This window comes from Haloarcula sp. HT12 (genome assembly GCF_055271655.1).
This window is the reverse complement of record NZ_JBUXKW010000001.1, coordinates 908,322-933,284: the sequence shown is the minus strand read 5'-3', so window position 1 is coordinate 933,284 and position 24,963 is coordinate 908,322. Positions and strand designations below refer to the sequence as shown.

General features: G+C 63.8%; 26 protein-coding genes, 1 tRNA gene and 1 other RNA gene. 23 read left to right on the top strand and 5 right to left on the bottom strand.

All coding sequences use genetic code 11. The features are described from left to right. Positions 1–118 precede the first annotated feature (118 nt). The 4 genes from ACY9XZ_RS04935 to ACY9XZ_RS04920 all read left to right on the top strand — a co-directional run bounded on the left by ACY9XZ_RS04935 (position 119) and on the right by ACY9XZ_RS04920 (position 5,454). On the top strand, positions 119–688 hold the full coding sequence (locus tag ACY9XZ_RS04935) for a DUF7344 domain-containing protein (RefSeq protein WP_463455934.1): 570 nt from the start codon (positions 119–121) through the stop codon (positions 686–688). Beyond that, positions 685–2,493, top strand: a complete 1,809-nt coding sequence (locus tag ACY9XZ_RS04930) for a flagellar hook assembly protein FlgD (RefSeq protein ID WP_463455933.1) — start codon at positions 685–687, stop codon at positions 2,491–2,493. Before ACY9XZ_RS04935 ends, ACY9XZ_RS04930 begins: the two co-directional genes overlap by 4 nt. 378 nt (positions 2,494–2,871) lie before the next feature. Beyond that, positions 2,872–4,098 (top strand): DUF5305 domain-containing protein, encoded by a 1,227-nt coding sequence (locus ACY9XZ_RS04925; protein WP_463455932.1) that lies wholly within the window; start codon positions 2,872–2,874, stop codon positions 4,096–4,098. A 213-nt stretch (positions 4,099–4,311) separates the two neighbouring features. Beyond that, positions 4,312–5,454 carry a signal peptidase I gene (locus ACY9XZ_RS04920; protein WP_463455931.1) on the top strand — a complete coding sequence of 381 codons (1,143 nt, stop codon included), beginning with the start codon at positions 4,312–4,314 and terminating at the stop codon, positions 5,452–5,454. 8 nt (positions 5,455–5,462) lie between these two features. Here ACY9XZ_RS04920 and ACY9XZ_RS04915 read toward each other — a convergent pair whose 3' ends face one another. Further along, entirely contained in the window at positions 5,463–5,876 is a 414-nt protein-coding gene (locus ACY9XZ_RS04915; protein WP_463455930.1) for a hypothetical protein, read from the bottom strand. Positions 5,877–5,956: 80 nt separating this feature from the next. Between ACY9XZ_RS04915 and ACY9XZ_RS04910 the strand changes: the two genes are divergently transcribed. The 4 genes from ACY9XZ_RS04910 to ACY9XZ_RS04895 all read left to right on the top strand — a co-directional run bounded on the left by ACY9XZ_RS04910 (position 5,957) and on the right by ACY9XZ_RS04895 (position 7,918). Further along, a complete protein-coding gene (locus ACY9XZ_RS04910) occupies positions 5,957–6,142 on the top strand; it encodes a hypothetical protein (protein WP_463455929.1) in 186 nt (61 codons plus the stop codon). 233 nt (positions 6,143–6,375) lie between these two features. Continuing rightward, positions 6,376–6,555: a hypothetical protein gene (locus tag ACY9XZ_RS04905; RefSeq protein WP_463455994.1), complete on the top strand. Its 180-nt coding sequence runs from the start codon at positions 6,376–6,378 to the stop codon at positions 6,553–6,555. A 49-nt stretch (positions 6,556–6,604) separates the two neighbouring features. Next, on the top strand, positions 6,605–6,937 hold the full coding sequence (locus ACY9XZ_RS04900; protein WP_463455928.1) for a hypothetical protein: 333 nt from the start codon (positions 6,605–6,607) through the stop codon (positions 6,935–6,937). A 111-nt stretch (positions 6,938–7,048) separates the two neighbouring features. Beyond that, positions 7,049–7,918: a hypothetical protein gene (locus ACY9XZ_RS04895; protein ID WP_463455927.1), complete on the top strand. Its 870-nt coding sequence runs from the start codon at positions 7,049–7,051 to the stop codon at positions 7,916–7,918. Between the two features lie 52 nt (positions 7,919–7,970). On the opposite strand, the gene ACY9XZ_RS04890 is transcribed toward ACY9XZ_RS04895, so the two are convergent. From ACY9XZ_RS04890 to ACY9XZ_RS04875, 4 genes are all read right to left on the bottom strand, one after another. Continuing rightward, on the bottom strand, positions 7,971–8,198 hold the full coding sequence (locus ACY9XZ_RS04890; protein ID WP_463455926.1) for a hypothetical protein: 228 nt from the start codon (positions 8,196–8,198) through the stop codon (positions 7,971–7,973). A 444-nt stretch (positions 8,199–8,642) separates the two neighbouring features. After that, positions 8,643–8,716: transfer RNA gene (locus tag ACY9XZ_RS04885), tRNA-Lys, on the bottom strand. A 34-nt stretch (positions 8,717–8,750) separates the two neighbouring features. After that, positions 8,751–9,428: a DUF7119 family protein gene (locus ACY9XZ_RS04880; protein WP_463455925.1), complete on the bottom strand. Its 678-nt coding sequence runs from the start codon at positions 9,426–9,428 to the stop codon at positions 8,751–8,753. Positions 9,429–9,476: 48 nt separating this feature from the next. Further along, a complete protein-coding gene (locus ACY9XZ_RS04875) occupies positions 9,477–9,659 on the bottom strand; it encodes a hypothetical protein (protein WP_463455995.1) in 183 nt (60 codons plus the stop codon). A 236-nt stretch (positions 9,660–9,895) separates the two neighbouring features. Here ACY9XZ_RS04875 and ACY9XZ_RS04870 point away from each other — a divergent pair, with 236 nt between their 5' ends. From ACY9XZ_RS04870 to ACY9XZ_RS04800, 15 genes are all read left to right on the top strand, one after another. Further along, positions 9,896–10,237, top strand: a complete 342-nt coding sequence (locus ACY9XZ_RS04870) for a hypothetical protein (protein WP_463455924.1) — start codon at positions 9,896–9,898, stop codon at positions 10,235–10,237. A 92-nt stretch (positions 10,238–10,329) separates the two neighbouring features. Continuing rightward, the gene (locus ACY9XZ_RS04865; protein WP_463455923.1) at positions 10,330–12,093 is read left to right on the top strand and encodes a nitrite/sulfite reductase; all 1,764 of its coding nucleotides are present in this window, start codon (positions 10,330–10,332) and stop codon (positions 12,091–12,093) included. A gap of 380 nt (positions 12,094–12,473) precedes the next feature. Then, positions 12,474–12,939: RNase P RNA component (rnpB, locus tag ACY9XZ_RS04860), an RNA gene on the top strand. Between the two features lie 60 nt (positions 12,940–12,999). Further along, on the top strand, positions 13,000–13,611 hold the full coding sequence (locus ACY9XZ_RS04855; protein ID WP_463455922.1) for a rubrerythrin family protein: 612 nt from the start codon (positions 13,000–13,002) through the stop codon (positions 13,609–13,611). 49 nt (positions 13,612–13,660) lie between these two features. Continuing rightward, the gene (uvrB, locus tag ACY9XZ_RS04850) at positions 13,661–15,721 is read left to right on the top strand and encodes an excinuclease ABC subunit UvrB (protein WP_463455921.1); all 2,061 of its coding nucleotides are present in this window, start codon (positions 13,661–13,663) and stop codon (positions 15,719–15,721) included. Positions 15,722–15,811: 90 nt separating this feature from the next. Continuing rightward, positions 15,812–17,362 (top strand): ATP-binding protein, encoded by a 1,551-nt coding sequence (locus ACY9XZ_RS04845; RefSeq protein WP_463455920.1) that lies wholly within the window; start codon positions 15,812–15,814, stop codon positions 17,360–17,362. Between the two features lie 95 nt (positions 17,363–17,457). Then, a complete protein-coding gene (gene cbiT, locus ACY9XZ_RS04840) occupies positions 17,458–18,066 on the top strand; it encodes a precorrin-6Y C5,15-methyltransferase (decarboxylating) subunit CbiT (protein WP_463455919.1) in 609 nt (202 codons plus the stop codon). Continuing rightward, positions 18,063–18,860 carry a cobalt-factor II C(20)-methyltransferase gene (locus ACY9XZ_RS04835; RefSeq protein ID WP_463455918.1) on the top strand — a complete coding sequence of 266 codons (798 nt, stop codon included), beginning with the start codon at positions 18,063–18,065 and terminating at the stop codon, positions 18,858–18,860. Before cbiT ends, ACY9XZ_RS04835 begins: the two co-directional genes overlap by 4 nt. Beyond that, positions 18,853–19,764 carry a cobalt-precorrin-4/precorrin-4 C(11)-methyltransferase gene (locus ACY9XZ_RS04830; RefSeq protein ID WP_463455917.1) on the top strand — a complete coding sequence of 304 codons (912 nt, stop codon included), beginning with the start codon at positions 18,853–18,855 and terminating at the stop codon, positions 19,762–19,764. Before ACY9XZ_RS04835 ends, ACY9XZ_RS04830 begins: the two co-directional genes overlap by 8 nt. Beyond that, entirely contained in the window at positions 19,764–20,735 is a 972-nt protein-coding gene (gene cbiG / locus ACY9XZ_RS04825) for a cobalt-precorrin 5A hydrolase (RefSeq protein WP_463455916.1), read from the top strand. Before ACY9XZ_RS04830 ends, cbiG begins: the two co-directional genes overlap by 1 nt. Beyond that, positions 20,732–21,655 carry a precorrin-3B C(17)-methyltransferase gene (locus ACY9XZ_RS04820; RefSeq protein ID WP_463455915.1) on the top strand — a complete coding sequence of 308 codons (924 nt, stop codon included), beginning with the start codon at positions 20,732–20,734 and terminating at the stop codon, positions 21,653–21,655. The genes cbiG and ACY9XZ_RS04820 overlap by 4 nt, the downstream gene beginning before the upstream one ends. A gap of 2 nt (positions 21,656–21,657) precedes the next feature. Then, positions 21,658–22,785 (top strand): precorrin-3B C(17)-methyltransferase, encoded by a 1,128-nt coding sequence (gene cobJ / locus ACY9XZ_RS04815; protein ID WP_463455914.1) that lies wholly within the window; start codon positions 21,658–21,660, stop codon positions 22,783–22,785. Next, a complete protein-coding gene (locus tag ACY9XZ_RS04810) occupies positions 22,785–23,081 on the top strand; it encodes a ferredoxin (protein WP_463455913.1) in 297 nt (98 codons plus the stop codon). Before cobJ ends, ACY9XZ_RS04810 begins: the two co-directional genes overlap by 1 nt. Further along, positions 23,078–23,743: a cobalamin biosynthesis protein gene (locus ACY9XZ_RS04805; RefSeq protein WP_463455912.1), complete on the top strand. Its 666-nt coding sequence runs from the start codon at positions 23,078–23,080 to the stop codon at positions 23,741–23,743. Before ACY9XZ_RS04810 ends, ACY9XZ_RS04805 begins: the two co-directional genes overlap by 4 nt. Beyond that, positions 23,740–24,963 carry a CbiX/SirB N-terminal domain-containing protein gene (locus ACY9XZ_RS04800; protein WP_463455911.1) on the top strand — a complete coding sequence of 408 codons (1,224 nt, stop codon included), beginning with the start codon at positions 23,740–23,742 and terminating at the stop codon, positions 24,961–24,963. Before ACY9XZ_RS04805 ends, ACY9XZ_RS04800 begins: the two co-directional genes overlap by 4 nt.

Below are 24,963 nucleotides of genomic sequence, written 5' to 3'. Positions count from 1 at the left end.
TAATACTGTATTCAAGATTAGAAAGCAAAGTAGTATATATTAGAAAATAACTTAAATGCAATTTTGTTACCATTGACATTCCAGAACACTTTTTATACTATAAACAGGAGTGTAAGTGATGGCAGTGGGTGGGAAGCGAAGCGACCAGACAGGGGCTGGTAACGCGATCGCGCGGGACAAGGTGTTTGAGTTACTCAGTAACCACCGCCGGCGATACGCGCTACACGTAGCGAAGCAGACGGACGGCGCGTCTGAGTTGTCGGATATCGCAGAGCAGGTGGCGGCGTGGGAAAACGGGAAGGACCAGAGCGAGATCACATCCGACGAGCGCCATCGCGTGTACACGTCGATGCAACAGACGCACTTGCCCGCGATGGACCGCGCGGGCGTGATCGACTACGACAACGGCACGGTCACGCTGACCGAGCAGGCGGCGGACCTCGACGTGTACATGGATGTCGTGCCGGAGGACTCCATCCCGTGGGGACAGTACTACCTCGGGCTGGCGGTCCTCTCAGGTGCTGTCGTCGGCGCGGCCGGGCTGGGTGTGTTCCCGGCGAGCGTGCCCGACCTCGCGTGGGCGGTCCTCATCGTCGCGCTGTTCCTCTGCTCCGGGCTGTATCACGTCTGGCAGAGCCGGCAGCTCCGTCTAGGTGCCGGTGAGAAGCCACCGGACGTCGAAACATGAGCAAGAAGTGGACTCGCCGGAGCGCACTCGCGCTCATGGGTAGCGGTGCCGGCCTTCTGACTTGGGGCACCGGTGGGTTCACAAATGTGACTGCTGACCGTCAGGTAAATATCGACACGACAGCTGACGACAGCCCTACCGATGATCCGTTGCTTGGTATCACTACGCACGAAGATCAGTTGGTGTTTGAAACTGAGACCCGTCCACTGGTCACGTTGACGAACAACACCGGGTCAAAACTCGATACGGTTGGAGCGTCCGTTCAAAATCCGGTAGAACTAGACTTTGACGTTGAGCTCGAAAGCTTCCCGAACTCGCTCGACGTTGGCGACTCCGGAGAGGTGACTGCGACGATCACTGGGTCGGGAAACAACCGAATCAAAGAGACGGGACAGATCGAACTGGAAATTATTGCGTCGTCAACGGCCTCCGATTCGGCTCCTGAAATCACAGCATCACGTAGCGTATCGCTCTCCTGCGTGAACTGCATTAATTTCGAAAATCCTGAAACTGGCACACCGTCGGGTTTCATCCCTGATACCGGGGACACATTCGGCCTCCGGGACGAGTTCGATTCAAAATCAACGCTCTACTATGGGTGGGAAAGTAAGCAGACTGATACAACCAGAAACCGGGGCGGAAATCTGGATACTGAAGAGAAAACCCTTGCACACTTTACCACTAATAGCCGGATTCCTACTGCATACGACGCCGCTCTCGATCCCTACTGGGAGATCGACCTCCCGGATGGCTGGTATGACGTAACAATCCACTGTCGGGACCCGTCCTATTCGGATCAGGAGTACTCGTTTGATGTCGTTGGCGGAGCTGAGACGGTCGAATTGCGGGATGCTAATTTTAATAACGAGAATAATCAGCGCTCAATAGAGGGCGAAACCTACAGTTTTCCTATTGAGATTGCTGACAAGAAATTGAGCATCACCCCACCGGATGGGACATACAACCCGAAAATCAATTGGCTTCGGTTCGAATCACGGGATGAGGCTGCCGATCCGGCCAAGTTCAATGTGGAAATCACTGGGGGTAGCTCGATTACAGTCAATCAAGGAGATACCGCCAGTATCGCCGTTGAAATTGAAAACGCCGGAGACCAACCTGGCGTGCAGGAGATAACGGCCACTGTCGAAGATGTAAAAAAAGATAGCCAGGCCATTTCACTAACTGCTGGAGAAAAAAACACAATCCAGCTTGATTGGGATACCAGCGACGAGACGCCGGGGACGTACACCTTGAAAGTCAGCAGTGAGGACACGAGCGACACAACTGAGGTGAAGATTACTGGGGTAGACATCACTGCTACTGGGGCTTCGGATAAACGACAAGGGGGTGACTACTCGGACTACTACTTCAAGATCACACACAACTTCGATGGCGGCATCGAACTGACTGGTGTTCGAGTTGACTCAACAAGTGCAGATGCGGATAACCTTCGTAGAGAGAGATATCCATATCGAGAGGTAGAGGTGGATGTCACTGACGATTGGGAACATGGGACGGATGGCACCTACTCGGAATCAGGAGCCGATTACGAAGGCGGGGGGTGGTGGAGTTGGTATGAGATTGGCGATTACATAGATCTAGACCCGACGGATTATCCGGCGGAGATGATACAGACTGACGATGACGCCGAACTTGGCCTACTTGCCTTCCGAAAGAGGCAGGGGAATGGTCAGGGCTCGGGGAGTTTCAAATCTGTTGATATGCGGGGTGACACGGTTGCTATCACCCTCTGGTATACGGACCCCAACGGTGACGAACGTAAGGCGTCATTCACTACTGACTAGTTTGCAAACATGCATTTGAACTTCACCGCTGACCCCGTTACTACAGATCTCCGAACATACGAATTCAGGTCTGTCATGGTTTGAACGGAGTCTCCGCATAGACCCGGACTACAATGCAAACGATGCCGGAGGCACGTCCAATTCAATTGAACCAGCCCGACATATTCTGTAGAGCGTACGGTTGCATCAGGTAGGGAAATTGGACAGTAGCTAAAGCCAATATAATCGCAAAGTAATACATGACATAGCAGCGTGATACAGTACAGAAGACGCCATAGCAGCCATGATTTGAGTATGTGAAAACCAACTAGAACAGGAACAGAAAACTCTAATGTACTAACCACAACAACATTGTTAGAAGCGTCCTCTCACACATAAATGACAGAAGATCGACTTTCGGTTTCCGTTCGTTCCTTACTCAATCGATGGTTACTCCCACTTATTCTACTTTCACTTACAGTAGCACTCGCTGGCGGCTACGTCACGTACGACAGTCACGTCGATGGCGCGGAAACGGTCGTCGAGCAGCAAACGACTGGCACGTGGACGGTGGAAAGCGAGTTCGAACACGGCGCGACAGTGACGCGTGACACCGAGGTGTTCAGCGCGGGCGAGGAACTCACCAACCGGTCGCTGTATTTCACGACGGCGTCGCCCGAACTCGAGGGCACGTACACGGTTTCACACGACAACACCGACGGAAACCCGGCAGACACCGCGACGGACCTGTCGCTGGTCGTCCGTGCGGTCGAGGAACGGAACGGGAATCAGGTAGTGCACTGGCAGACACGGGACTCGCTTGAGACGCTCGACGGCGTCGAAATCGAGGATGGCGGGGCGACCGCAACGACCGTCAGCGTCGATATTCCGACGGTCCTCAACCGCACCGAGGCGATCCAGAACGACCTCGGGGCCGCCCCCGGACAGACCGAGGTGTTGCTCGTCGCCGACACGACCGTCGAGTCGTCGGTCGACGGGGAGACGTTCACCGACACCCGCACCGACCGCATCGAGATCGTGCCCGGCCGGAGTGTCTACCGCGTCAGCACGAACACACAGGGCGCGAGTTCCTACGAGGCGACCGAACAGGTGACCCGGACTATCGAGCCGACACGGCTGGAACTGTACGGCGGGCCTGCACTCTGCGTGCTCGGACTGTTTTGTATGGCGTTCCTCGGGACGGCACGCTGGCGCGGCTGGCTTGCAGTCTCTGACCGCGAACGGGCGCGCAACGAGTTCGAGCGGGCGCGTGACGATTTCGACGAGTGGATCTCAACGGCACGAATACCGGATGCCGGCGACCGAACGCCCGTGCCGACGGATTCGCTGGTCGACCTCGTCGACATCGCTATCGACAGCGACAGGCGGGTCCTCGAAGACGGTGATCGGTATGCCGTCCTCGTCGACAGCGAAATCTACACGTACACGGCTCCGCCAGCCGTCGACCCGCTTGCGTCACGGGCGACTGGCGATGCCGACCCTGTTGCAGAAGACACAGAACAAGAGACAGCGTCGCTCTCCAACCTGCTGTTCAGTGACTCGACCGGGAGCACTGGTGGGACACACCCTGATGAAAGCGACACGCGCGACTCGGACGACAGATGACACCATCGACCAGCACGTCCTGTAATTGTTGATCGCTCTGCTGTCTGTATGCGGCCACGTATGACACACTCTCAGCCAGCGTGAGATACCGCGTACGACTGGCGAAGTCAGCGACTTGGAACGCTGCGAGGACAGGGTGCGCACGTCGCTCTGCTCGACTGAGCAACACTGATTTATATTCCGCCGATCTACGTGGCGTAGCGAAACGCTGGTATGCTCCGAACGTACGTGGTGAAGGGGCTGACAATCGCCGGGTTCGTGTTGGTTCTGACACTCATCGTGGGTGCACTGGTCGGACAGCCAGTGCTCTTGAGCTTCGTCGTGTCCGGGAGTATGTCGCCAACGATTCAGGAGGGCGATGGCTTCGTCGCGATTCCGGCGCAGGTTGCAGGCGACATCGAACAGGGCGATGTCATCGTCTTCGAGTCACAGGAGATTCGCGGTGGGGAGCTGACGACACATCGAGTCGTCGGCGAAACTGAGAGCGGATACATCACGCGAGGGGATGCAAACCCGTTCACAGATCAGGACGGGGCTGAACCCCCAGTGACCGAAAGCCAGGTCGTCGCCGTCGCCTGGCAACCCGGCGGACAGGTGGTGACGATTCCGAACCTCGGCACGGCCATCCTCGCCGGCCGCGTCGTCGTGACGAATATTCTGACGGCGGTTACCATGGTCCTCGGGGTCGAGGGGGAAGCCCAGTCCTGGCAGGCAGGCACAGTGATGCTCGTCTCCGGCGTGATACTGTTCGCGATAAGTCTTGGCAGCGGGGTTGTGAACGGATCCTCGCGCGAACGAGCGCGTTCGCGCGGGCAGGACACCTTCGATCCACGGTACGCTGCGCTCTTTCTGACCGCAATCATCATCGTCCCGGCCAACATCGCAATGGTAGCGCCGAGTTCGACCCACCAGATCCCGGCGGGCGAGATCGCGGCCGGGAACAATATTGCCCCCGGCGATCCGGTCGAAGCCACGCTTGTAGCCAACAACGAAGACGCGCTGGTGACGATGCTCGTCGTGTTTAACGCGTCCGGGAGCACGACAATCGAGAACCGATGGCTCGACGTTCCGGGCGGAGAAACGGACTCGACAGCACTGTACACCCCTGCACCGCCACGAGACGAACAGAAGGTCGTGACCGTCTCTGAGCACCGTTACATCGTCTTGCTGCCGCCTACTGTTATTATGGCGATGCACGACATTCACCCACTGGTAGCGCTGGGTGTTATCAATGCGGCGCTCACCGCGGCGGTACTGGCATTCGTTATCGGATTGCTCGGGACAGACAAACGGCGTGTCCGTGAGACCGACCGGGAGGTGCCGCTGTATCTGCGATTAAAACGCAGACTGCTGTGATCTCTCGGCTACTCCGGCTCGACAGGAATCGTGTGGACCTGCCGGAGCGGTTCGATGTGGGTTTTCGCCGCCTCGTCGAGCGGAAAGGTCCCGTGGATGTCGGTCGGAACCCGGCCGTGGACGACGCGCCCGAATGGCCCGGCAGCGGTTGGATACACCTGCTCCGCCAACCGAGCGACAGGGGCTGCGACATCGAGCCCTTCCAGCGCTTCTTTCACTGCCGCCTCGCCGACGTGGACGGACTCCCCTTCGATAAGAATGAAGGCGAACGGCAGGTCATCGAACTGCGCCTGAAGGAACGCCTGAATCGCCTCGGACTCCCAGGGGACGGGCGTGATCTCCGGGGCACAGCGGGTTACCGTCTCGGCAGCGCGGCGGAACAGGTCGGTACTGCCGTCGTAGACGAGAAGCGACTGAGTCACACCCTCTGTACGGGTTTCGGCCGTTTGAACGTTGTGTAGTGTCACAACAGCGTATGTTTCTGCACCTTGACGCTCTCCGCATGGACGTACGGGACGAACCGACAGCCGAACTCCGCCGACGACTCGAAACCACGCTGGAAAGTGCGCTTGCCGATAGCGTGTCGTGGACCGTCACCACCGACGGCCCAATCGTCGCTCGACTGCCGGACCGGGAACTCGCGTTCGAAACGAGCGATAGCCGGACGGGGTTGGCTGGACAGTCGTGATACGCGTGGACGATGCAGTAGTCAGCGAGTTCGGGCAGTTCGAGACGGTCGACGGCGTCGCCGAGACGGTTGCGTCGCTTGTCCGTTCTGACGTTCGGTACACGGTTTGCTGTGACGGCTACCCGTCTCGTCGGTCGGCCCTCCCGGTACGCTCCGCCGATGGCTACGTTTTACCCGCCTACAAACCGCTCGTGGGTAATCTCTATACGAATCCCACGCCAACGAACGGGTGCATGAGTCTGCTCAAGCGCAAGCACCTCCTCAACGGGATCGTCTCACTGGTAGTTAGCGTCGCTATCACCGTCTGGCTGGCCGACGACGAAGACGCGCCGTGGAGCCTGACTGATATGGCCCTGGCCGTCGCTATTTCGTCGTTCCTGTCGGGCTTTTTTACCAGTTACTTCGCTGACTGACTCGGCGTCACGAGGGAACACCGATGCCGTTCCGCCCCCTCTTACCGCTATGGACGAACCGGAACCGGTCGACGACTGGCAGCACCGTCCGCTCTCGCCGGCGGAAGCCAGTGCCCTGCTGGATGACATCGACGACGCTGTCGCAGTCTGGGTGATGCATCACGACAACGACGTTCGGGCGGCCGTCGTCCTCGATGACGCCCCCGAAGACGCAGTCATCGATATCGTCGTCGAAACCGACGCCGGCTTCGACATGTACAGTTACACGAACGGTGTGTGGATGGACTACGGCACGCAGCGGAAAGACGACCCGGACGCCCCGTCGATGGCCGGGACGCTCGACAGCTACGACGTTCTCGCGGGGGAGTCTGAGATAGTCTAGTCGGTACGATGCATCGGCACCTCCGTCGCTGGGCCGAGACGCCTTCGCCACCGGCATCTCAATACGCTCGAAAAGTAATCATTAAACGGCGCGGCGACTGACCGTCCCTATATGCAACGACGAGCCGCGGCGGCGTACTTCGCGTTCTTCCTCGTTATCAGTGTTGCTGCGTACGCCTACATCGGCGTCGCGGAGAGTCAGCGGCCGGCGGTGTCGCTTGACGCTGACGCCGAACTGACGAACGAGAGTACGTTCACTGTCGACGGAACGGAATACACAGCCACGAACATCCATATGTCCGGCGGTGGCGGTGATGGGCACGGCGGCGGCGGTGGCGGCGAGATGGTCGCCGACCTCTCGTGGACGAACGAGTCCTCACAGTACACGGCGACGTTAGAGCACAACGCCACGACGACGTACCAGAACGACACCTACCGTGTCCACACCGACGGCAACGAGAGCACGGTGACGCTGGAAGAGGAACTCAACGTCAGCGCGCTCCTCGCGGCCGATTCCTCGGTCCAGAACACGCTGGCGACCCAGAACGGGACCGAGTACGTGGTGTACCGCTCGAACAACACGCAGGTCCCGCTGAGCGAGTGGCTGCCCGAACCCGAGACGGTGTCGTTCACTACCGGCGACACCTACCCCTACGCGACCGATAGCGGCACCCAGGAAACCACTATCTCCGAGGTGACCGACGACGGCGCGACCCTCGAATGGTTCGCACCGCGCGACAACACCGTCGAACTGTCCGAGGGCGAGAACGTTACGCTGGGTAGCCAGCAGTTCTTCACGCACTTCCCGGACCACCACACCGTCCAGGTCGTCTCGGTTCAGCAGTACGGCCAGTACCAGGCGACGCTCGATCAGCAGGACTACTTCCACGAGCGCAAGAACGGCATCTGGGGCATCTCGATACTCTCGGGCATCGCAGCCGTGCTGATGCTGGGGATGGCGTACATGCCCGTCCGCGGATAACACCGACACCTGTTTTCTCACTCCGCTCTCAGCGTTCCTCTCAGCGACTGACTTATTCGTCGGCTGCCCAGCTGATATACGCCAGTCCGACACCGATCACACCCATCAGTACTGCCGCAACCATCTGTACAATCACTGCGCCCATCGATGCGTGTGTCTGCCATGGCGTGCTGGCAACTGCCGCGAGCGTGGCAACGACGAGCAGTATGCCGACAGTGATACCCAGCGGGCGCAGCGGCTGTGTAAGTACGCGCTGCACTGTACCGGTAGTTCCGTCCATACTGGTGCCATTCGCTGTCTCGGTGGTAAATGAACCGGTCTCGGACTGTTCGCTATCGCGTCGCTCGTTATTGATCGAACAGTGGCCGGGAGGGAGTTGAACCGGAGCCAGACGTGCTCACTGCGTTGCGCGCGACTGGCAGGGTTCGACGCCCTCCATAGCCGCTTCACTCCTCCCTCGTTCGTTCGTCGTAGAAGCGGGCCGGGAGGGAGTTGAACCGAAGAGAGACGGTCGTCCTCACTTCGCTCGGACGCTGCGACTCTCAGGATTCAACTCCTCCCTCGTTCGTTCGATACCGCTCGCTGTTGCTCGCGGATATCTCACGGGTCGGGAGGGAGTTGAACCGAAGGAAGACATGCTCGCTCACGTTCGTTCGCTGTGCGTGCCTTCCAGGGTTCAATACCCACCTATCGTTGTCACTGCTCACTATCGTTCGCAGGACAACGGGCCGGGAGGGAGTTGAACCCCCGACCATCTGGTTAAAAGCCAGACGCTCTGCCTAACTGAGCTACCGGCCCTCGCTATTCGCTCGGGGGAGTGGCGATTAAGACCTTACGGTCCGTCGTCGAAGTACGACTCGATAGCCTCGCTGATGACCTCTCCGGGTGAGGCCCCATCGAGTGCAGCCTGCCGGCGGAGTCGACAGTAGGCGTCCCGGCCGAGTTGTGTTCGCAACTCACCCAATGCGTACCCCTTTCTGGCGAGTGCCGCGTCCACGGACGCGCCGTCGTTGACGCTACTCGCGACTGACCGGATCTGGCGGACAGTGAGATCGTGGTCGAGGGCGGCCCACGCAAGCAGGAGGCGGGACTCGCCGGAGACCCTGGCGATGTGTTTGGCCGCTGTCGGCGCAATTTCTCCCTTGGCGACGTGGATACGGACGGATCGCGGGAGATCGTGTACGCGGGACCACTTCCGGATGAACGAGACCGAGGCTTCGCCGCCGGCCCGCTCGGCAGCGGCCTTGTAGGACCCCTCACCGCGAACCAGGGCCGCACACGCGGCCGCGCCGCGCAGGATGAACACGTTGTCGTCGGCGCCGGCCGTGTTCTCGGAGAACTTCTTGACGGTTCTGGCGGCGAGTTCGAGGCTTTCGGGGTCGTCGGGATCGAACTCGATGGCCTCCTCGGGTCGCTGTCCAGTGAGTGCTGGGTCCCCGCGGATGACCGGTTTGCCGACCGGTGATTCACGGTCGGTCGATGGAACGTAGTTGTCGGGCCCCTCAGGCATCGATACGTGCTTGGGGAGCGCCGCACAAAAGTATCCCGTACGGGGGTGTCAGTCGTCGGATGCGCTCTCGCGCTCTTCGCTCATGTGCTCCCAGATCTCTGTGCAGCCACAGCCGTCCTCGACATTGTCGAGGTGGTCTGTCGTTGGCTCTTCGCGCTCGGCATCGTCGTCGTGGGTCTGTTGTGCGTTCGTCATCGTTTCTCTCACAGCGACGACCGGGGTGGCCGCCACGGAACGTCGTACTCCTCTGTAATAGCCCCACTATCTTAAGGACGGACTCTGCTGTAAGCTTGGCCCGCACTGCGACTTACAGGCAATATCTGTGTGTATCTCGTACGGGACCCAACAAATAGTGGGTCATGATACCGGAACACACCCACCGCACGACGGCGCGCGGTTCACTTCGGCTCCGGTGATACTTGCGACCGCCGATGCCCTCAGGTGTCCCGGGGATCTAATGAGATGTAATGACGACCGACGTTCACCAGCTCGACGACGGGGCCTGGATTTCCGTCAACGACTCGCGGGAAGTGAACGTCTCGGACCTGTGGTTGTTGGCTCGAAGCGACTTCTGTGGGTGTGAGACGACGGATTTCCTCGCCGAGGGATTCGTGAAAGTGGGCGTGGATTACCCCGATATTCAGGCGCGAATAGCCGGACAGTGCATCTCCTGCGGTGAAAGCGGCGTTACCGACTGGCTAACGGTCGGTCGTGTCGTGGATCCCGATTCCGGTGAGTTCTACGGTGTTGTCCACGAGAGCGTCCATTTCCCGGAAAAACGAACCAGACTTGCCCGCCCCGAAGAGTAGGCAATAATCTCTTGTTTCGGGGAGTGGGGGAGACGGTTGACGGCAAAGTGTGGTGTATAAGTCTGTGAGACTTCTGGAAGAGTACATTAGCTATGCCCAGTAAAGTCGAGAAATGGAAAGACGAGGTTTACGGTAACGAGATCCGGGAGCATTTGATGGAGTTCGCGGAGAAGGGCTGGGACGCCATCCCAGAGGACGAACACGACGCCTGGTTCGAGCGCTTCAAGTGGTGGGGCCTGTACCACCAGCGCTCCGGGCAGGAGTCCTATTTCATGATGCGCATCGGGACGCCGAACGGCGTCATCAAGCCCGGCCAGCTCGAAGTCATCGGCGAGGTCGCCAAGGAGTACGCGACCGGCCCCGTCGACAACCCCGAGTTCGGTGAGGCCTACTGCGACTGGACGACCCGCCAGAGCATCCAACTGCACTGGATCAAGCTGGAGGACATCCCGGAGATCTTCGAGAAGCTCGAAGCCGTCGGTCTGGGCACCCAGCAGGCCTGTGGTGACTCCTGGCGGAACATCGTCGGTTGCCCCGTCGCCGGTAAGGACAAACACGAGCACGTCGACGCCTGGCCCGTCGCCGAGGACCTCCACGAGACGTTCAAGGGCAACGACGACTACTCGAACCTCCCGCGCAAGTGGAAGGTCGCCATTGCCGGCTGTGACGAGGGCTGTGGCCAGGGCGACATCAACGACCTCGCCTTCGAACCGGCCGAGAAGGACGGCGAACTCGGCTTCAACGTTCGTATCGGCGGCGGCCTCTCCCGCAAGGAACCGCGCCTCGCCCGCGACATCGACGTGTGGGTACCGCCGGAACAGGCCGCTGACGTGGCCCACGGCATGTCCGCGCTCTTCCGCGAGTACGGCGACCGCGAGGACCGCTTCAACGCCCGCATCAAGTTCCTCATGGACGAGTGGGGCCCCGAGAAGATGCGCTCGGTTCTCCAGGAGGAGTTCGTCGACTTCGAACTGCCGACCGCCGGCGAGGACATGCGCGACCAGTACAGCTACAACACCGGGTCCCAGGACGGGCACAACGACCACGTCGGGATCCACGAGCAGAAAGACGGCAACTACTACGTCGGCCTGAACGTCCTGGTCGGCCGCATGGGCGCCGACGACGTGCTCGAACTCGCGGAACTCGCCGACGAGTACGGCTCCGGCGAGGTCCGACTGACCCAGCGCCAGAACATCATCGTCACCGACGTCCCCGAGGAGAACCTCGACGCGTTCACCAGCGAACCCCTGCTGGAGAACTACTCCCCGGACCCGTCGCCGTTCATGCGTGGCTCCATCGCCTGTACGGGCACGGAGTACTGCTCGCTCTCTATCGTCGAGACGAAGAACCGCCAGGTCCGCTACGCCCGCTGGCTCAAGGACAACGTCGAACTCCCCGAGGACCACAAGGACTTCCACATCCACCTCTCGGGCTGTACGGCCTCCTGTGCCCAGCCCCAGATCGCCGACGTGTCCCTGCGTGGCATGAAGACCCGCAAGGACGGCGAACCGGTCGAAGCGCTCGACATCGGCCTCGGCGGCGGCCTCGGCGACGACCCGCGCTTTGCCGACTGGGTTGAGATGCGCGTCCCGGCCGACGAAGTCCCCGGCGCGATCAAGAACCTCGTCAACAACTTCAAGGACGCCCGCGAGGACGGCGAGACGTTCCGTGACTTCGTCGAGGACCGCGACGAGGAAACGCTGGCCGAGATGGTCGACCCCGAGGAGACGGACTACCACGACCCGTACATGCACAACACGAAGATGACGTGGTACCCCTACGCAGAGGACGACGACATGCAGTCCTCGCCCGCGCCGACCGACGGCGCCGGCGAGCCGCTCCCGTCTGACGACTAAGTCGCACTGCTGGGCATTCGCGTCCCGACTGTTGTCGAATTGCGCTGTGACCCGCCTTTCTCACACAGTTTCTCCCGACGCTGTGGCCGGGAGCGCGCTTTGTCGCGCGACCCACCGTCAGAGCGTTGCTCTGACGAGCCTTCGCTCACGAAGACGGGGAAGGGCAGGCCTGCCTGAGAACAGGACACAAACTCAGTAGCCGCTGTGTGCGAGCATACCGCGAGCGAAGCGAGCGGTTTCACGCGAATCGCGGCGCGATTCGCGCTTTTTTCATCGACGTTTTTTGACCGGGGTTGAGCGCTCGCCTACGGCGAGCGCGAACCCCCGGTGAAAAAAGGTCGTTGGTAAGCCTTATTCGCCGCACTGGCGTAGCAGTAAGTGGCAGCGGGAGGCCGGCTCCCGTGGCGCAAGCCATGAGGAAAGTCCCCCCACCTGTCGGACAGGTGACCGGGCGCAAGCCCGGGGCGGGAGACCGTCGGCTCTGGAACAGCAACGACACGTCGTCGCCGGACCGATGAGGTGTGCGAATCCCGAGCGAGGCTAAACGTGACCTTCGGTCACGCGGCCAAAGCGAGGGAGAGTTAACCCACCGAGGGCAGTCGTGCCCGGTGACTCCGGGTGCGCGTTTGTGGACCACATCCGTGCTCCACACGTGGGCCGCAGACGCCCCACGCATTCCGTGGGCCGCTGATGCGCCCCACGCTTCCGGCGACGGACCGATGGAACGGCGAAACCTCACCGGTGCAAGGCCGCGTCGACAGGTAGTCCGACGCCGCGCGCAAGCGCTGGACGTGGCCGCTCAGCCGAATGCTGGCCCGAACAGAAGGGGGCTTACTCCCCGCAGCCGCCATCCTGGTGAGCGACGGGTTCGATGGTTACAAGCCCGCGCCGGCCACAGACCAGAGTATGACCGCAGCCGATCTTATCGACGCCGTTCGCGACGACCAGCAGACGGAACTCTCCCGACTGGGCTCCTCGAAGACGCTGTACGCCGACACCCGCGGCGAGATGGAACCGGACGTGGTACTGGCGGCGGCCGCCGCCCGCGAGGGGGCGGCCCACGACACCTTCGACGCCTGGAGCGACGACGGCCACGACGACGCGGCGGCGCTGTTTGCCGACGCGGCGGCCGAGACGGCCGAGCGCCGTGACAGTATCGACGCCGACCCGGTCGACCGGACGCCGGCGATGCACGACGTGCTCGACGGCCTCGACGGGACCGTCGAACGCCTCGGCGGTTTCGTCGGCTGGTCGCTCGTCGACAAGAAGGTCAAAGAGCAGTACACGGGCTTCTTCACCGGGCAGGCGGACCCACAGACGGCGAGCACGTTCCGTAGCGCCGGCAGCGACGTAGTGGCCCTCCGCGACGAAGCTGCTGAACTGCTCGACGCCGTCTGTGAGAGCGACGACGACTGGGACGCCGCGGAGGCGGCCGCCATCGACGTCATCTCGACGGCCTATGACGAGTACTTCGAGACGCTCGAAGACCTCGGCGTGAACCCGAAGCCGGTCTGCTAACGCTTCACGAACCACGCGGCTCAAGTCCGTCCAGCCCGACGTATGGATAATGAGCGACACCGGCGGACCACTCTCCATTGACCGTCCAGACGTCGACCGCGCGTTCCGCGTCGACGCCCCGTTCGAGCCGGCGGGCGACCAGCCCGAGGCCATCGAAGGGCTCGCGTCGGGCTTCCGTCAGGGGATGGACCGACAGACCCTGCTCGGCGTGACCGGCTCCGGGAAGACCAACACCGTCTCGTGGGTCGTCGAGGAAATTCAAAAGCCCACGCTTGTCATCGCCCACAACAAGACCCTCGCGGCCCAACTGTACGAGGAGTTCCGCGAGCTGTTCCCGGACAACGCCGTCGAGTACTTCGTCTCTTATTACGACTACTACCAGCCCGAGGCATACGTCGAGCAGACGGACACCTTCATCGACAAGGACGCCTCGATCAACGACGAGATCGACCGCTTGCGCCACTCCGCGACGCGCTCGCTGCTCACCCGTGACGACGTGATCGTCGTCGCCTCCGTTTCAGCTATCTACGGGCTCGGTGACCCGCGCAACTACATCGATATGTCCCTCTCGCTTGAGGTGGGTCAGGAGATCGAGCGCGACGAACTCCTGAAGCGGCTGGTCGACCTGAACTACGAGCGCAACGACGTGGATTTCACGCAGGGGACCTTCCGCGTGCGCGGGGACACGCTGGAGATCTACCCGATGTACGGCCGCTACGCCCTGCGCGTGGAGTTCTGGGGCGACGAGATCGACCGGATGTTGAAAGTCGACCCGCTGGAGGGCGAGGTCAAAAGCGAGGAGCCGGCGGCGCTCATCCACCCGGCAGAGCACTACTCGATTCCCGAACAGCGCCTCCAGCGGGCCATCGACGAGATCGAGGAACTGCTGGAACAGCGCATCCGCTACTTCGAGCGCCAGGGCGACCACGTCGCCGCCCAGCGTATCGAGGAGCGGACCACCTTCGACATCGAGATGATGCAGGAGACGGGCTACTGCTCGGGCATCGAGAACTACTCGGTCCATCTCTCGGACCGCGAGACCGGCGAAGCCCCCTACACACTGCTGGATTACTTCCCCGACGACTTCCTCACCGTCGTCGACGAGTCCCACCAGACGCTCCCCCAGATCCGGGGCCAGTTCGAGGGCGACAAGAGCCGCAAAGAGAGTCTCGTCGAGAACGGCTTCCGCCTGCCGACGGCCTTCGACAACCGCCCACTTACATTTGAGGAGTTCGAGGAGAAAACGGACCAGACGCTGTACGTGAGCGCGACGCCGGGCGACTACGAGCGCGAACACAGCGACCAGGTCGTCGAGCAGATCGTCCGCCCCACCCACCTCGTCGACCCGGCCGTCGAAATCGCCTCGGCGACGGGGCAGGTCGAGGACCTGCTCGGACGGATCGACGAGCGCGTCGAGCGCGACGAGCGGGTGCTGGTAACGACCCTGACCAAGCGGATGGCCGAGGACCTCACGGAGTACCTGGAGGAGTCCGGCGTGAACGTCGCCTACATGCACGACGAGACGGACACGCTGGAACGGCACGAACTCATCCGCTCGCTCCGCCTGGGCGACATCGACGTGTTGGTCGGCATCAACCTCCTCCGGGAGGGACTGGACATCCCGGAGGTGTCGCTCGTGGCGATTCTCGACGCCGACCAGGAGGGGTTCCTGCGCTCGGAGACGACGCTCGTCCAGACGATGGGGCGTGCCGCCCGGAACGTCAACGGCGAGGTGGTGCTGTACGCCGACGAGCGCAGCAACGCCATGCAGTCGGCTATCCAGGAGACCCAGCGCCGCCGGCGCATCCAGCAGCAGTACAACGAGGAACACGGCTTCGAACCGACGACTATCGAGAAGGCAGTCGGCGAGACGAACCTGCCCGGCAGCAAGACCGACACCGGCGGTATCTCCAGCGATGGCGCGAGCGATGCCGACGAGGCCGCCCGACAGATCGAACAACTGGAAGAGCGGATGGGGGAGGCCGCGGACAACCTGGAGTTCGAACTGGCCGCGGACATCAGGGACCGCATCCGCGAACTGCGCGAGGAGTTCGACTTGGACGGCGGTGACGATGGCGACGGCGTGCCGGCTCCCGGGCCGGAGTTCTGACCGCTCGGCCTACGTCGGACCTGGGTAACCGATTTATACCCTGAATTGAAATGGTACGTATCTCGATAGCACCTCTGTCGGGGTTGAACTATGTTCGAGTCCATTCGTTCCCTGGGCCGTGGCTTCTCGCCGACCGGACTCGTCGTCGCCGGCCTCGGCTTCTTTCTGACCCGGTTCACCGTCACGCTGGCGGTCAGGGACGGCCCGGCGGCGTTCGTCTTCGGCGGGGTGTTGCCGCTGGTGCTCGGCCTGGGGCTGTCGGCGTTCGGCGTCGCCCTCGTCGTCGGTGAGTTTGAACGCGGCTTCGTTCGGACGGTCACGCTGTGGTGTCTCGCCGGCACCGGCGCGATGTTCGTCCTCGTTCTGCTGACCCTGGTCGGCAACGGCAGCATGGGGCCGCTGTCGAGCGCGGGGAGCCGGGCGTACCTGTCGAACTTCCTCATCGGCGGCGGTGTCGGCGGGGCGCTCACCGGCGTCTACGCCGGGCGGTCGAACCGACAGCGACACGAACTCGAACAGCAGGCCGCCCGGCTGGACCTGGTCAACCGTATTCTCCGTGACAGGGTGTTGAACGCACTGACAGTCATCCGCGGGCGCGTCGAGGTCGCAGAATCCCGGGACGACATCGGGGCGGCTGGTGTCCTGTCGGTCGTCGACGACCGCTCGGCCGGCGTCCAGCAGGTCGTCGAGAACATGAAACACATCACCCGCGGCGGGTCCGACCTGTCGCTGGACGCCGTGCCCGTGGTTCCCTGTGTTACCGCCGGCGTCGACACGGTTCGCGAGCAGCACCCGGACGCCGCGTACGATCTGCGAACCGACACGCCGGCGGACCGACAGGTACGGGCCAACGCGATGCTCGACGATCTGGTCGCCCACCTGGTCGAGAACGCGGTCGTGTACAACGACAGCGACCAGCCCCGGGCCGACGTGACGGTCACAGACGCCAGGGACACCGTTACTATCAGCGTCAGTGACAACGGGACGGGATTGCCCGAGCGCCAGGTGGGCCTGCTGGAGCGGGGCGAAATCGGGTCCTACGAGGACCGTTCGACCGGCTTCGGGCTGGACCTCGTTCGGCTGCTCGTCCGGAGCTACGGCGGGCGAACCGAAGCCACTGTCACCGACGACGGGACGACGATAACGCTGACGCTGCCCCGCATCTCGGCCGACGGCGGCGTGCAGCCGGCGTCCGAGGAGGAGGTGTACGGCCTCTCGACACGACGCATCGGCCTGGCTGTCGGTGCGTCAGTTGTCGCCGCTGTCGTGATGGGGGTCCCCTATCAGTTGCTCTCCGGGAGTGTCCCGGTCATCGGGGCGCTGTACGGCGTCCGGAACGCGCTGGTCGGCTGGCTAACGCACGGCTTCCACAGCATCGTCTTCGGACTCGCCTACGCCGCCCTGGTCCAGTCCGTCCCCGACGGTGTCTCCGAGCGGACTCGCTACTACGGTGTCGCCCTCGGCTGGTCGCTTGCGCTCTGGCTCGTCGCGGCCGGGGTCATCATGCCCGCCTGGCTCTCGCTGGTCGGCATTGAGGCGACCCTGCCGAACCTCACTGCCCTCACGCTGGTGGGCCATCTCCTCTGGGGCGGCTCGCTCGCGCTTCTCTACAGCGCCGGGGCCCGACGCCTGAACGGGTAAGCCCGGGTTGAGCCAGTGAGATTGGACTGGAATCAGCTCTGATTGGACTAATACAACCAAAATTGTTTTACGCGCTACTGCAGTTGTATAGCCTGATGTCACGCGTCTCGCTCCCACACGACGCGAAGGCCGGTCCCACCAAGCCGGAGGTCCGGGCCGTCCTCGCCAGCAAACTCGCTCTCACCGGGTCCGACCACTTCGCGGAGGTCGGTTCCTGTACCGGTGCCGTCACCATCACGGCGGCGCGCCGGGCCGGGCGGGTCACTGCGCTCGAACGTAAGCCGAACCGACTCGACGTGACCCGCAAGAACCTCGCGGCCAACGACGTCGACGCCGATGTCGAACTGCGGGAGGCAGAGGCCCCGGAGGGCCTGCCCGACGACGCCGACGCCCTCTTTCTGGGCGGGTCGCGCAACTACGAGGCCGTCCTCGACCACGCCGTCGAGACCGGCGTCGACCGCATCGTGATGAACGTCTCGCGCCTGGAGGTCGCCGGCGCGGCGACCGAAGCGTTCCGCGAGCGCGACATCCTGGAGGAGGTCGTCCAGTTCCAGGTGAGCCACGGCTACGAACTCGCCGGCGCGACGAGTTTCAACTCGGAGAACCCCGTCTACATGCTCGTCGGCAGCGCCAGCGAGGACGTGGCGGCTGATGGCGCTGGCGGGCCGAGTGATGCCGAGGCCACAGACGGGGGGCAGCGATGACCCTCTACGGGATCGGCCTCGGCCCCGGCCAGCCCGACCTCGTGACGGTGCGGGGCAAGCGCGCGCTGGAATCCGCCGACGTGGTGTACTCGCCGGGCCGACTCTCGCGGTCGGTCGCGACCGAACACGTCCCCGAGGAGCGCATCGGCGACCTCGACTTCCCGATGACCCGCGACGAGGAGAAGCTCCGGTCAGCCTGGAAAGAGGCCGCCGCCGAAATCGCGCCGACGGCCCGCGACGGCGACGCCGCCTTCGTCACGCTGGGGGACCCGAACGTCTACTCGACGTTTGGCCACCTCCGCCGGACGCTCGCCGCCTTCCACCCAGAGGTCGACCTGGAAGTGGTCCCCGGCGTTAGCGCCATGTCAGCGTTTGCGACGGCGCTGGGCGTCGAAATCACCGCGGGGTCGAGCCTCGCACTCCGGGAAGCCGACCGCGGCGCGTCGCCGACCGGCCCCGACCGGATGATCCTGTTCAAGGTCACCGACGCGCCGGCGACCCACGAGGGGCTGGTCGAGGCCGGCTACGACGTGGTGTACGGCCGCCGGCTGTTCATGGAACAGGGCGAGACAGTTGTCACGGACGACCCGAGCGAGATCGACGAGCGAGACTACTACACGCTGGCCTACGCCGAGAAGCCCGAGACCCGCGTCGAGCAGGCGACCGACGCGTTCCTCGAAGCGGCCGACGAGAGCGGCGTCGTAACCGACGGCGGCGAGAACGGCTCCGGGGAACTACTGCGACAGGAGCGTTCCGAAGCCGCCCTGTGTGGCGACGAGGTGAACCATGACTGAAGACACGACGACCCGCGACGACGAGGTATCGACGGAGGCGGCGGAGACGGACCCGCAGACGGCAATCGACTCCGTCGCCGGCAACCGCGACGACCGCGTGTACGAGCACAGTGCCGGCGACGAGCAGGAGGGCATCCCCTTCGTCGGCGCGGGTCCGGGCAACCCCCGGCTGCTGACCGTTGCCGGTCGGGAACTGCTGGCCGACGCCGACCTCGTGGTCCACGCCGGGTCGCTCGTCAACAGCGAACTGTTAGACGAGTACTGCGCCGATGCTGAGACGGTCTCCTCCATCGGCAAGGACTTAGAAGAGCTGATTCCGCTGATGCGGGACGCCTACGAGGCCGGCGACACCGTCGTCCGGCTTCACAGCGGCGACCCGGCCATCTACGGTGCAGCGTTGGAGCAGATGGACGCGCTCGAACACGAGGGCGTCCCGACCTACATCGTCCCCGGCGTCACGTCGGCCTTCGCCGCGAGCGCGACGATGCGGACCCAACTGACGCTCAACGAGGTCGCCAACCACGTCGCCTTCACCCGCCCGCAGGGCAAGACGCTCGACGAGGACGAGGACCACATCTCCGAGTTCGTCGGCATGGGCGACGTGACGACCTGCATCTACCTCGGGACCCACGCCGTCAGCGAGACGATGGACCGCCTGCTCGAAGATGGGCACGATCCCGAGACGCCCGTGGCGGCCATCTACCACGCGTCCTGGCCCGACGAGGACGTCATCGAGGGGACGATTGCGACCATCGGCGAGAAAATCGAGGACGCGGGCTACCGCGCCTCCGCGATGGTCGTCATCGGCGACGCCGTCGGCGGCGAGGACTACGAGCGGTCGTTCCTCTACGGCGACTGGGCCAACCGTGGGAGTGACGCGGATTCACAGGAGGCTGACGACTGATGAGCACTGACACAGACAACGATTCGAGTTCGAACAGTTGCAAAGCGCCCGACTCCGACGGCGAGGTAGCCGAAGATATCGCTATCGTCGCGTTCGAGCGGAAGATGGACACCGCCGAAGACATCGTCGACGGCATCGGCGACCGCTACGAATCCATCGACATCCTCGAATACCACGGCGACGTGTTCGAGGAGTACTGGGGCGAGTACGACTGCTTCATCGGCCTGATGGCGAGCGGCATCGCGATGCGCAAGACCGCTCACCTACTCGACGACAAGTGGGACGACCCCGCCATCTGTGTCGTCGACGAGGAACTCACCTGGGCCATCCCCATCACCGGCGGCCACCACGGTGCGAACCAGGTCGCCGACGACCTTGCGTCGATGGGCGCGGTGCCGGCCATGACGACCGCAAGCGAGGCCGCCGACAAGCAGGGCGTCGAGAAGCAGGCCAAGGCGCTCGACGCCCACGTCGTCAACGGCGACTCGACGGTCGCGACGAACCTCGCCGTGCTCGATGACGAACTCGGTCCCATCGAGCGCCTCGACGGCCCGAAGGCGGTACTGGTCGACGACGACGTGACCGTCCTCAAACGCAACAAGGACGACGGCGTCGTGCTCGGCACCGGTAGCGTCGCCGGCGCGGACACCGAGCAGTTCCACGCGGCCTGGGACGCGGCGCTGGACGAGGCTGACCTCGACCGCGATGACGTGGAGTTCATCGCGACGGGCACCCGGAAAGCCGACGAGGAAGGGATGCTCGCCGCCGCCGAGGAGTGGGGCCTCGGCGTCGTCGCCTTCGAGAAGGAGACTCTGGAGGAGTTCGAGGGCCCGACCCCCTCGCGGTCGAAGGAACTCATCGGCTGGCCGGGCATCGCCGAGGCGTCGGCCATCGCCGCCGGCAGCGAGCACGACCTGCTGGCCGAGAAGAGCTGCTACGACGAGGCCGTGACGGTGGCGATCGGCAAATGAGCGGGACCGAGGACGTGGCCGCGTCGGCCCCGACGACCGCGACGCCCGACGACTACGGGACGCTGTACGTGGTCGGTATCGGGCCGGGGTTGCCCCACGACATGACCCAGCGGGCGAAAGACGTCATCCAGACCGCCGACTGCATCATCGCCTCGAACCTCTACCAGGAGTTCCTCCGGAAGGACGGGACGCTCCCGCCCCAGTCCGCCGAACTCGACAGCGAAACCGACGACGGCGAAATCGCCGACGAGGAGGGGACTGTGCTGGAACGGCCCGACGGCAGCCAGCAGACCCTCATCCGGTCGTCGATGGGCAAGCAGGTCGAACTCGCCCGCGAGGCCTTCGAGCGCGTCCGGGCCGGCGAGGACATCGCCCACGTCTCCGGCGGCGACCCGAACGTCTACGGGAAGTCCGACCTGCTGTTTACGATGGCCGACGCCGACGACGCCGACGACGTCCCCATCGAAATCGTCCCCGGCGTGACCGCCGCGCTGTCGGGCGCGGCGAACCTCGGTGCACCGCTGTCGAACGATTTCTGTACCATCTCGCTGTCGGACAAGTGGCGCGGCTGGGAGGAGATCGAGGAGAAGCTCCGAGCGGCCGCCATCTCGGGCTTCGTCGTCGTCCTCTACAATTGCTGGCGCGACTACGAGCGAGCCGTCGACGTGCTCCGCGAGGAGCGGGCCGACGATGTGCCCGCCGCCATCGTCAACGACTCCGGCCGCGGCGAGGCCGGCCGCAACTTGGATGACGAGACGGAGACCATCACCACGCTCGGCGAACTGACCGAACACGACGACAAAGTCGGCGGCATGGGCTCGTCCATCGTCGTCGGCACCCACGAGACTGAAGTCTGGCGCAACGACTACCAGGAGTTCCTCGTCACCCCGCGCGGCGGGCGTGACGTCGACGATTTCTAACAATGAGCACTGACAACACCACCGACGCGAGTACAGAGACGGAATCGAAGTGCGGCGCAAGCGAGGCACAGGCATCGGCCGGAGAGACCGATACGGACGCAAGCACCGGGTCGAAATGCGGGGCAAGCGAGGCGCGAAGCGCCTCGGAGGCGAGCGGCGAAACCGCGAGCGCCTCCACCAGCGAGGCGAGTACGTCGACGGAACCGAGCACAGAGGCCGACGACACCAGTTCGAAGTGCGGTGCCAGTAGCTCTTCGTCCTCGTCGTCCTCAAGCAGCAGTTCCTGCGGGGCGTCCTCGTCGTCCGATTCCTCGGACGAGGAGGAGGTGGGCGCGACCGTCGACGACTTCGACGCCGAGCCGGGCCAGCTGATCGCCGTCGGCTTGGGTCCCGGCCAGCCGGAAGGGATGACCGCCCGCGCCCGCTCTGCCCTGCTGGACGCCGAACACATCGTCGGCTACACGACCTACGTCGAACTGCTGCCCGACGAGGTGACCGAGGGAGCCGACGACATCTACAACACGCCGATGTGTGGCGAAGTCTCGCGGACCGAGGAGGCCATCGACCGCGCGCTGGCGGGCAACGACGTAGCCATCATCGGCAGCGGCGATCCGAACGTGTACGCGCTGGCGGGCCTCGCGCTGGAGATTATCGAGTCGAAGGGAGCTACGGCGACGATGCTCGATTTCGACGTGGTTCCCGGCGTCCCGGCGGCCCAGTCTTGTGCGGCCCGCGTCGGCGCGCCGCTGGTCAACGACACCGTCTCCATCTCGCTGTCGGACCACCTCACCGACATGCCGACCATCGAGTCGCGGCTCCACGCCGCCGCCAAAGAGGGCTTTACGATCACCATCTACAACCCTTGGAGCCGCAAGCGCCGGGACAACTACGAGAAGTGCTGTGAGATTCTGCTGGAACACCGCGACCCGGAGACGCCCGTCGGCGTCGTCCATGCGGCCGGCCGCGAAGACGAGCAGGTCGAAATCGTCGAACTCGGCGACCTGCCCGAACTGGGCGAAACCGACCTCGTGGACATGACCACGACGCTGCTCGTGGGCAACGAGGACACCTACGTCTGGGACGACCGGATGGTGACTCCGCGGGGCTACGAGACCAAGTACGACTACTAATGTACCGAATCACTATCGACCGCGACGCCTGTGACGGCGTGTTCGCCTGTCTCGTCCGCGACGGCCGCTTCGCCGAGGACGGCGAGGGGCTGGCAACGCTCGACACTGACGGGCCGACCGAACTGGAGGTCGACGACGCCCACGCCGTCGCGGCGACCTTCGACGACGACCGGCGGGACGACGCCGAGCAGGCCGCCGCGGCCTGTCCACTCGACGCGATTCACGTCGAGACCGTCGAGGAGGACGCGGGAACCGTCGATATGCCGGCGAGTGACACCGAGGAGGTCCAGCCATGAGCGTCGAAACCGGCGCGCCGTCGGATATGCTCGCGGCTCACCCCGAGACAGCGTATTTCTGGGGGCGGGTCGCAGGCGACGGCGAGTGCGAGGACGGCTGTGTCACCGTCCGAACCAACGACGAGACGGCCGCCCGCCGGCTCGCGTCTATCGCCGGCGCGGAGCGGGCCGACCGCCGCATCGTCGAACGCGCGTACGCCCACGACACCTCGATCACCCGCCAGGAGGAGGAGTTCACGGTGCAGGTCGTCGGTAGCCTCGCGGACCGCGCCAGCGCCGCGCTCGGACTGCCCTTTGACGGCGATTCGGGCGGCTACCGCTTCGATGCGCTGGCCGACTACGACCGCCAGCTCCTCCGCGGGCTGCTCGAAGGCTGTGGCACCGTCTGTTTCAAGTCCGACGACAACGCAGTCGGCATCTCCTTCGTCCACAGCGACGAGCGCTTGCTTCGGACGATTCAGACGCTGCTGGACCGCTGTCCGGTCGACGCGCCGTACGACGACCTCTCGGAGACGTCCTCGGGCTACTGGTTCGGCGTGGACGACGACGCGGCACCTGCCCTCGGCGACTGGCTGTACGAGGGCAGCGAGGAGACGGGGCTGTTCGCGCCGAGCCGGCGGCGCAAGCTCCGAAAAAGCGTCGAGCGTGTCCGAGAACGATGAGCGAAGCCATCACCGCCCCCGAGACGCTGGACGACGAAGCGGTGTTGCTGGTCGGGCACGGCTCGCGCCGGGAGAAATCAAACGAACAGGTCCGGGAGCTGGCCGTCGAACTGGAGGGACGGCTCGGCATCCCGGTCGACGCCGGCTTCCTCGAACTCGCGGAGCCGGCCATCGACGAGGCCATCGCGGGGCTGGCCGGAGCCGTCTCGGAAGTGTCGGTCGTCCACCTCTCGCTGTTCGCCGCCAGTCACGTCAAAAACGACGTTCCGCTGGCCGTCGAGCAGGCCCGCGAGGCCCACCCCGAACTGACCATCAACAACGGCGCGCACCTGGGCGTCCACCCGGCGCTGCTCGACCTGTTGGACGACCGCGCGGCGGCCGTCGAGGCCGAACTGGGCGTCGACCGCGAGGCCGACGAGGTGGCCGCCGTCGTCTGTGCCCGCGGCTCCAGCGACCCGGACGCCAACGCCGACGTCCACAAGCTCGCCCGACTCCTGTACGAGGGCCGCGAGTTCTCACGGGTCGAAGCCTCGTTCATCGGCGTCACCGAGCCGCTGCTGGATGACACGCTGCACGACATCGCCAAAACGCGACCCGATGCCGTCGTCGTCATCCCGTACATGCTCGGCGACGGCGTGCTGACCGGCCGCATCAAGGACGGCGCACGCGAGTTCGACGAGGAGTATCCCTACGTGGACGCCGCGCCGGGCGAACCGCTCGGGACCGACACGCGCCTGCTCGACGTACTCGGCGACCGCTGGCAGGAAGCCCGAACCGGCAGCGTCGAGATGTCCTGTGACACCTGCAAGTACAAGGTCGAACTCGACGGCTACGAGGAGGACCAGGGCGGCGCTCGCGCGATGCTCCGGGCGCTGACCCACCAGGCCGAACACGCCGACCGCGAGAACGTCGACGACGACCCGCACGTCCACGACGCGCCCGAGAAACACGTCGCCGTCTGCACGAACCAGACCTGTGCCCAGGACGGCGCGCCGGCGGTGCTTGAACGACTACGCCAGGCCGCCCGCGACAGCGACCAGTGCGACGCCCGCATCACGCGGTCGTCGTGTCTCGGCCGCTGTGGCGAGGGGCCGATGGTCGCCGTCTATCCCGACGGCGTCTGGTACGGCGGCGTCGAGGACGAGGACGCCGCCGACATCGTCTCCTCGCACCTGGATCGGGACCGCATCGTCAGCGAACTCGTCGACCAGACGCTTTGA

Bases quoted from the DNA above. Each gene is read 5' to 3' on its own strand.
- ACY9XZ_RS04935 (WP_463455934.1), top strand. From the start codon at position 119: ATGGCAGTGGGTGGGAAGCGAAGCGACCAGACAGGGGCTGGTAACGCG.
- ACY9XZ_RS04930 (WP_463455933.1), top strand. From the start codon at position 685: ATGAGCAAGAAGTGGACTCGCCGGAGCGCACTCGCGCTCATGGGTAGC.
- ACY9XZ_RS04925 (WP_463455932.1), top strand. From the start codon at position 2,872: ATGACAGAAGATCGACTTTCGGTTTCCGTTCGTTCCTTACTCAATCGA.
- ACY9XZ_RS04920 (WP_463455931.1), top strand. From the start codon at position 4,312: ATGCTCCGAACGTACGTGGTGAAGGGGCTGACAATCGCCGGGTTCGTG.
- ACY9XZ_RS04910 (WP_463455929.1), top strand. From the start codon at position 5,957: ATGGACGTACGGGACGAACCGACAGCCGAACTCCGCCGACGACTCGAA.
- ACY9XZ_RS04905 (WP_463455994.1), top strand. From the start codon at position 6,376: ATGAGTCTGCTCAAGCGCAAGCACCTCCTCAACGGGATCGTCTCACTG.
- ACY9XZ_RS04900 (WP_463455928.1), top strand. From the start codon at position 6,605: ATGGACGAACCGGAACCGGTCGACGACTGGCAGCACCGTCCGCTCTCG.
- ACY9XZ_RS04895 (WP_463455927.1), top strand. From the start codon at position 7,049: ATGCAACGACGAGCCGCGGCGGCGTACTTCGCGTTCTTCCTCGTTATC.
- ACY9XZ_RS04890 (WP_463455926.1), bottom strand. From the start codon at position 8,198: ATGGACGGAACTACCGGTACAGTGCAGCGCGTACTTACACAGCCGCTG.
- ACY9XZ_RS04880 (WP_463455925.1), bottom strand. From the start codon at position 9,428: ATGCCTGAGGGGCCCGACAACTACGTTCCATCGACCGACCGTGAATCA.
- ACY9XZ_RS04870 (WP_463455924.1), top strand. From the start codon at position 9,896: ATGACGACCGACGTTCACCAGCTCGACGACGGGGCCTGGATTTCCGTC.
- ACY9XZ_RS04865 (WP_463455923.1), top strand. From the start codon at position 10,330: ATGCCCAGTAAAGTCGAGAAATGGAAAGACGAGGTTTACGGTAACGAG.
- ACY9XZ_RS04855 (WP_463455922.1), top strand. From the start codon at position 13,000: ATGACCGCAGCCGATCTTATCGACGCCGTTCGCGACGACCAGCAGACG.
- uvrB (WP_463455921.1), top strand. From the start codon at position 13,661: ATGAGCGACACCGGCGGACCACTCTCCATTGACCGTCCAGACGTCGAC.
- ACY9XZ_RS04845 (WP_463455920.1), top strand. From the start codon at position 15,812: ATGTTCGAGTCCATTCGTTCCCTGGGCCGTGGCTTCTCGCCGACCGGA.
- cbiT (WP_463455919.1), top strand. From the start codon at position 17,458: ATGTCACGCGTCTCGCTCCCACACGACGCGAAGGCCGGTCCCACCAAG.
- ACY9XZ_RS04835 (WP_463455918.1), top strand. From the start codon at position 18,063: ATGACCCTCTACGGGATCGGCCTCGGCCCCGGCCAGCCCGACCTCGTG.
- ACY9XZ_RS04830 (WP_463455917.1), top strand. From the start codon at position 18,853: ATGACTGAAGACACGACGACCCGCGACGACGAGGTATCGACGGAGGCG.
- cbiG (WP_463455916.1), top strand. From the start codon at position 19,764: ATGAGCACTGACACAGACAACGATTCGAGTTCGAACAGTTGCAAAGCG.
- ACY9XZ_RS04820 (WP_463455915.1), top strand. From the start codon at position 20,732: ATGAGCGGGACCGAGGACGTGGCCGCGTCGGCCCCGACGACCGCGACG.
- cobJ (WP_463455914.1), top strand. From the start codon at position 21,658: ATGAGCACTGACAACACCACCGACGCGAGTACAGAGACGGAATCGAAG.
- ACY9XZ_RS04810 (WP_463455913.1), top strand. From the start codon at position 22,785: ATGTACCGAATCACTATCGACCGCGACGCCTGTGACGGCGTGTTCGCC.
- ACY9XZ_RS04805 (WP_463455912.1), top strand. From the start codon at position 23,078: ATGAGCGTCGAAACCGGCGCGCCGTCGGATATGCTCGCGGCTCACCCC.
- ACY9XZ_RS04800 (WP_463455911.1), top strand. From the start codon at position 23,740: ATGAGCGAAGCCATCACCGCCCCCGAGACGCTGGACGACGAAGCGGTG.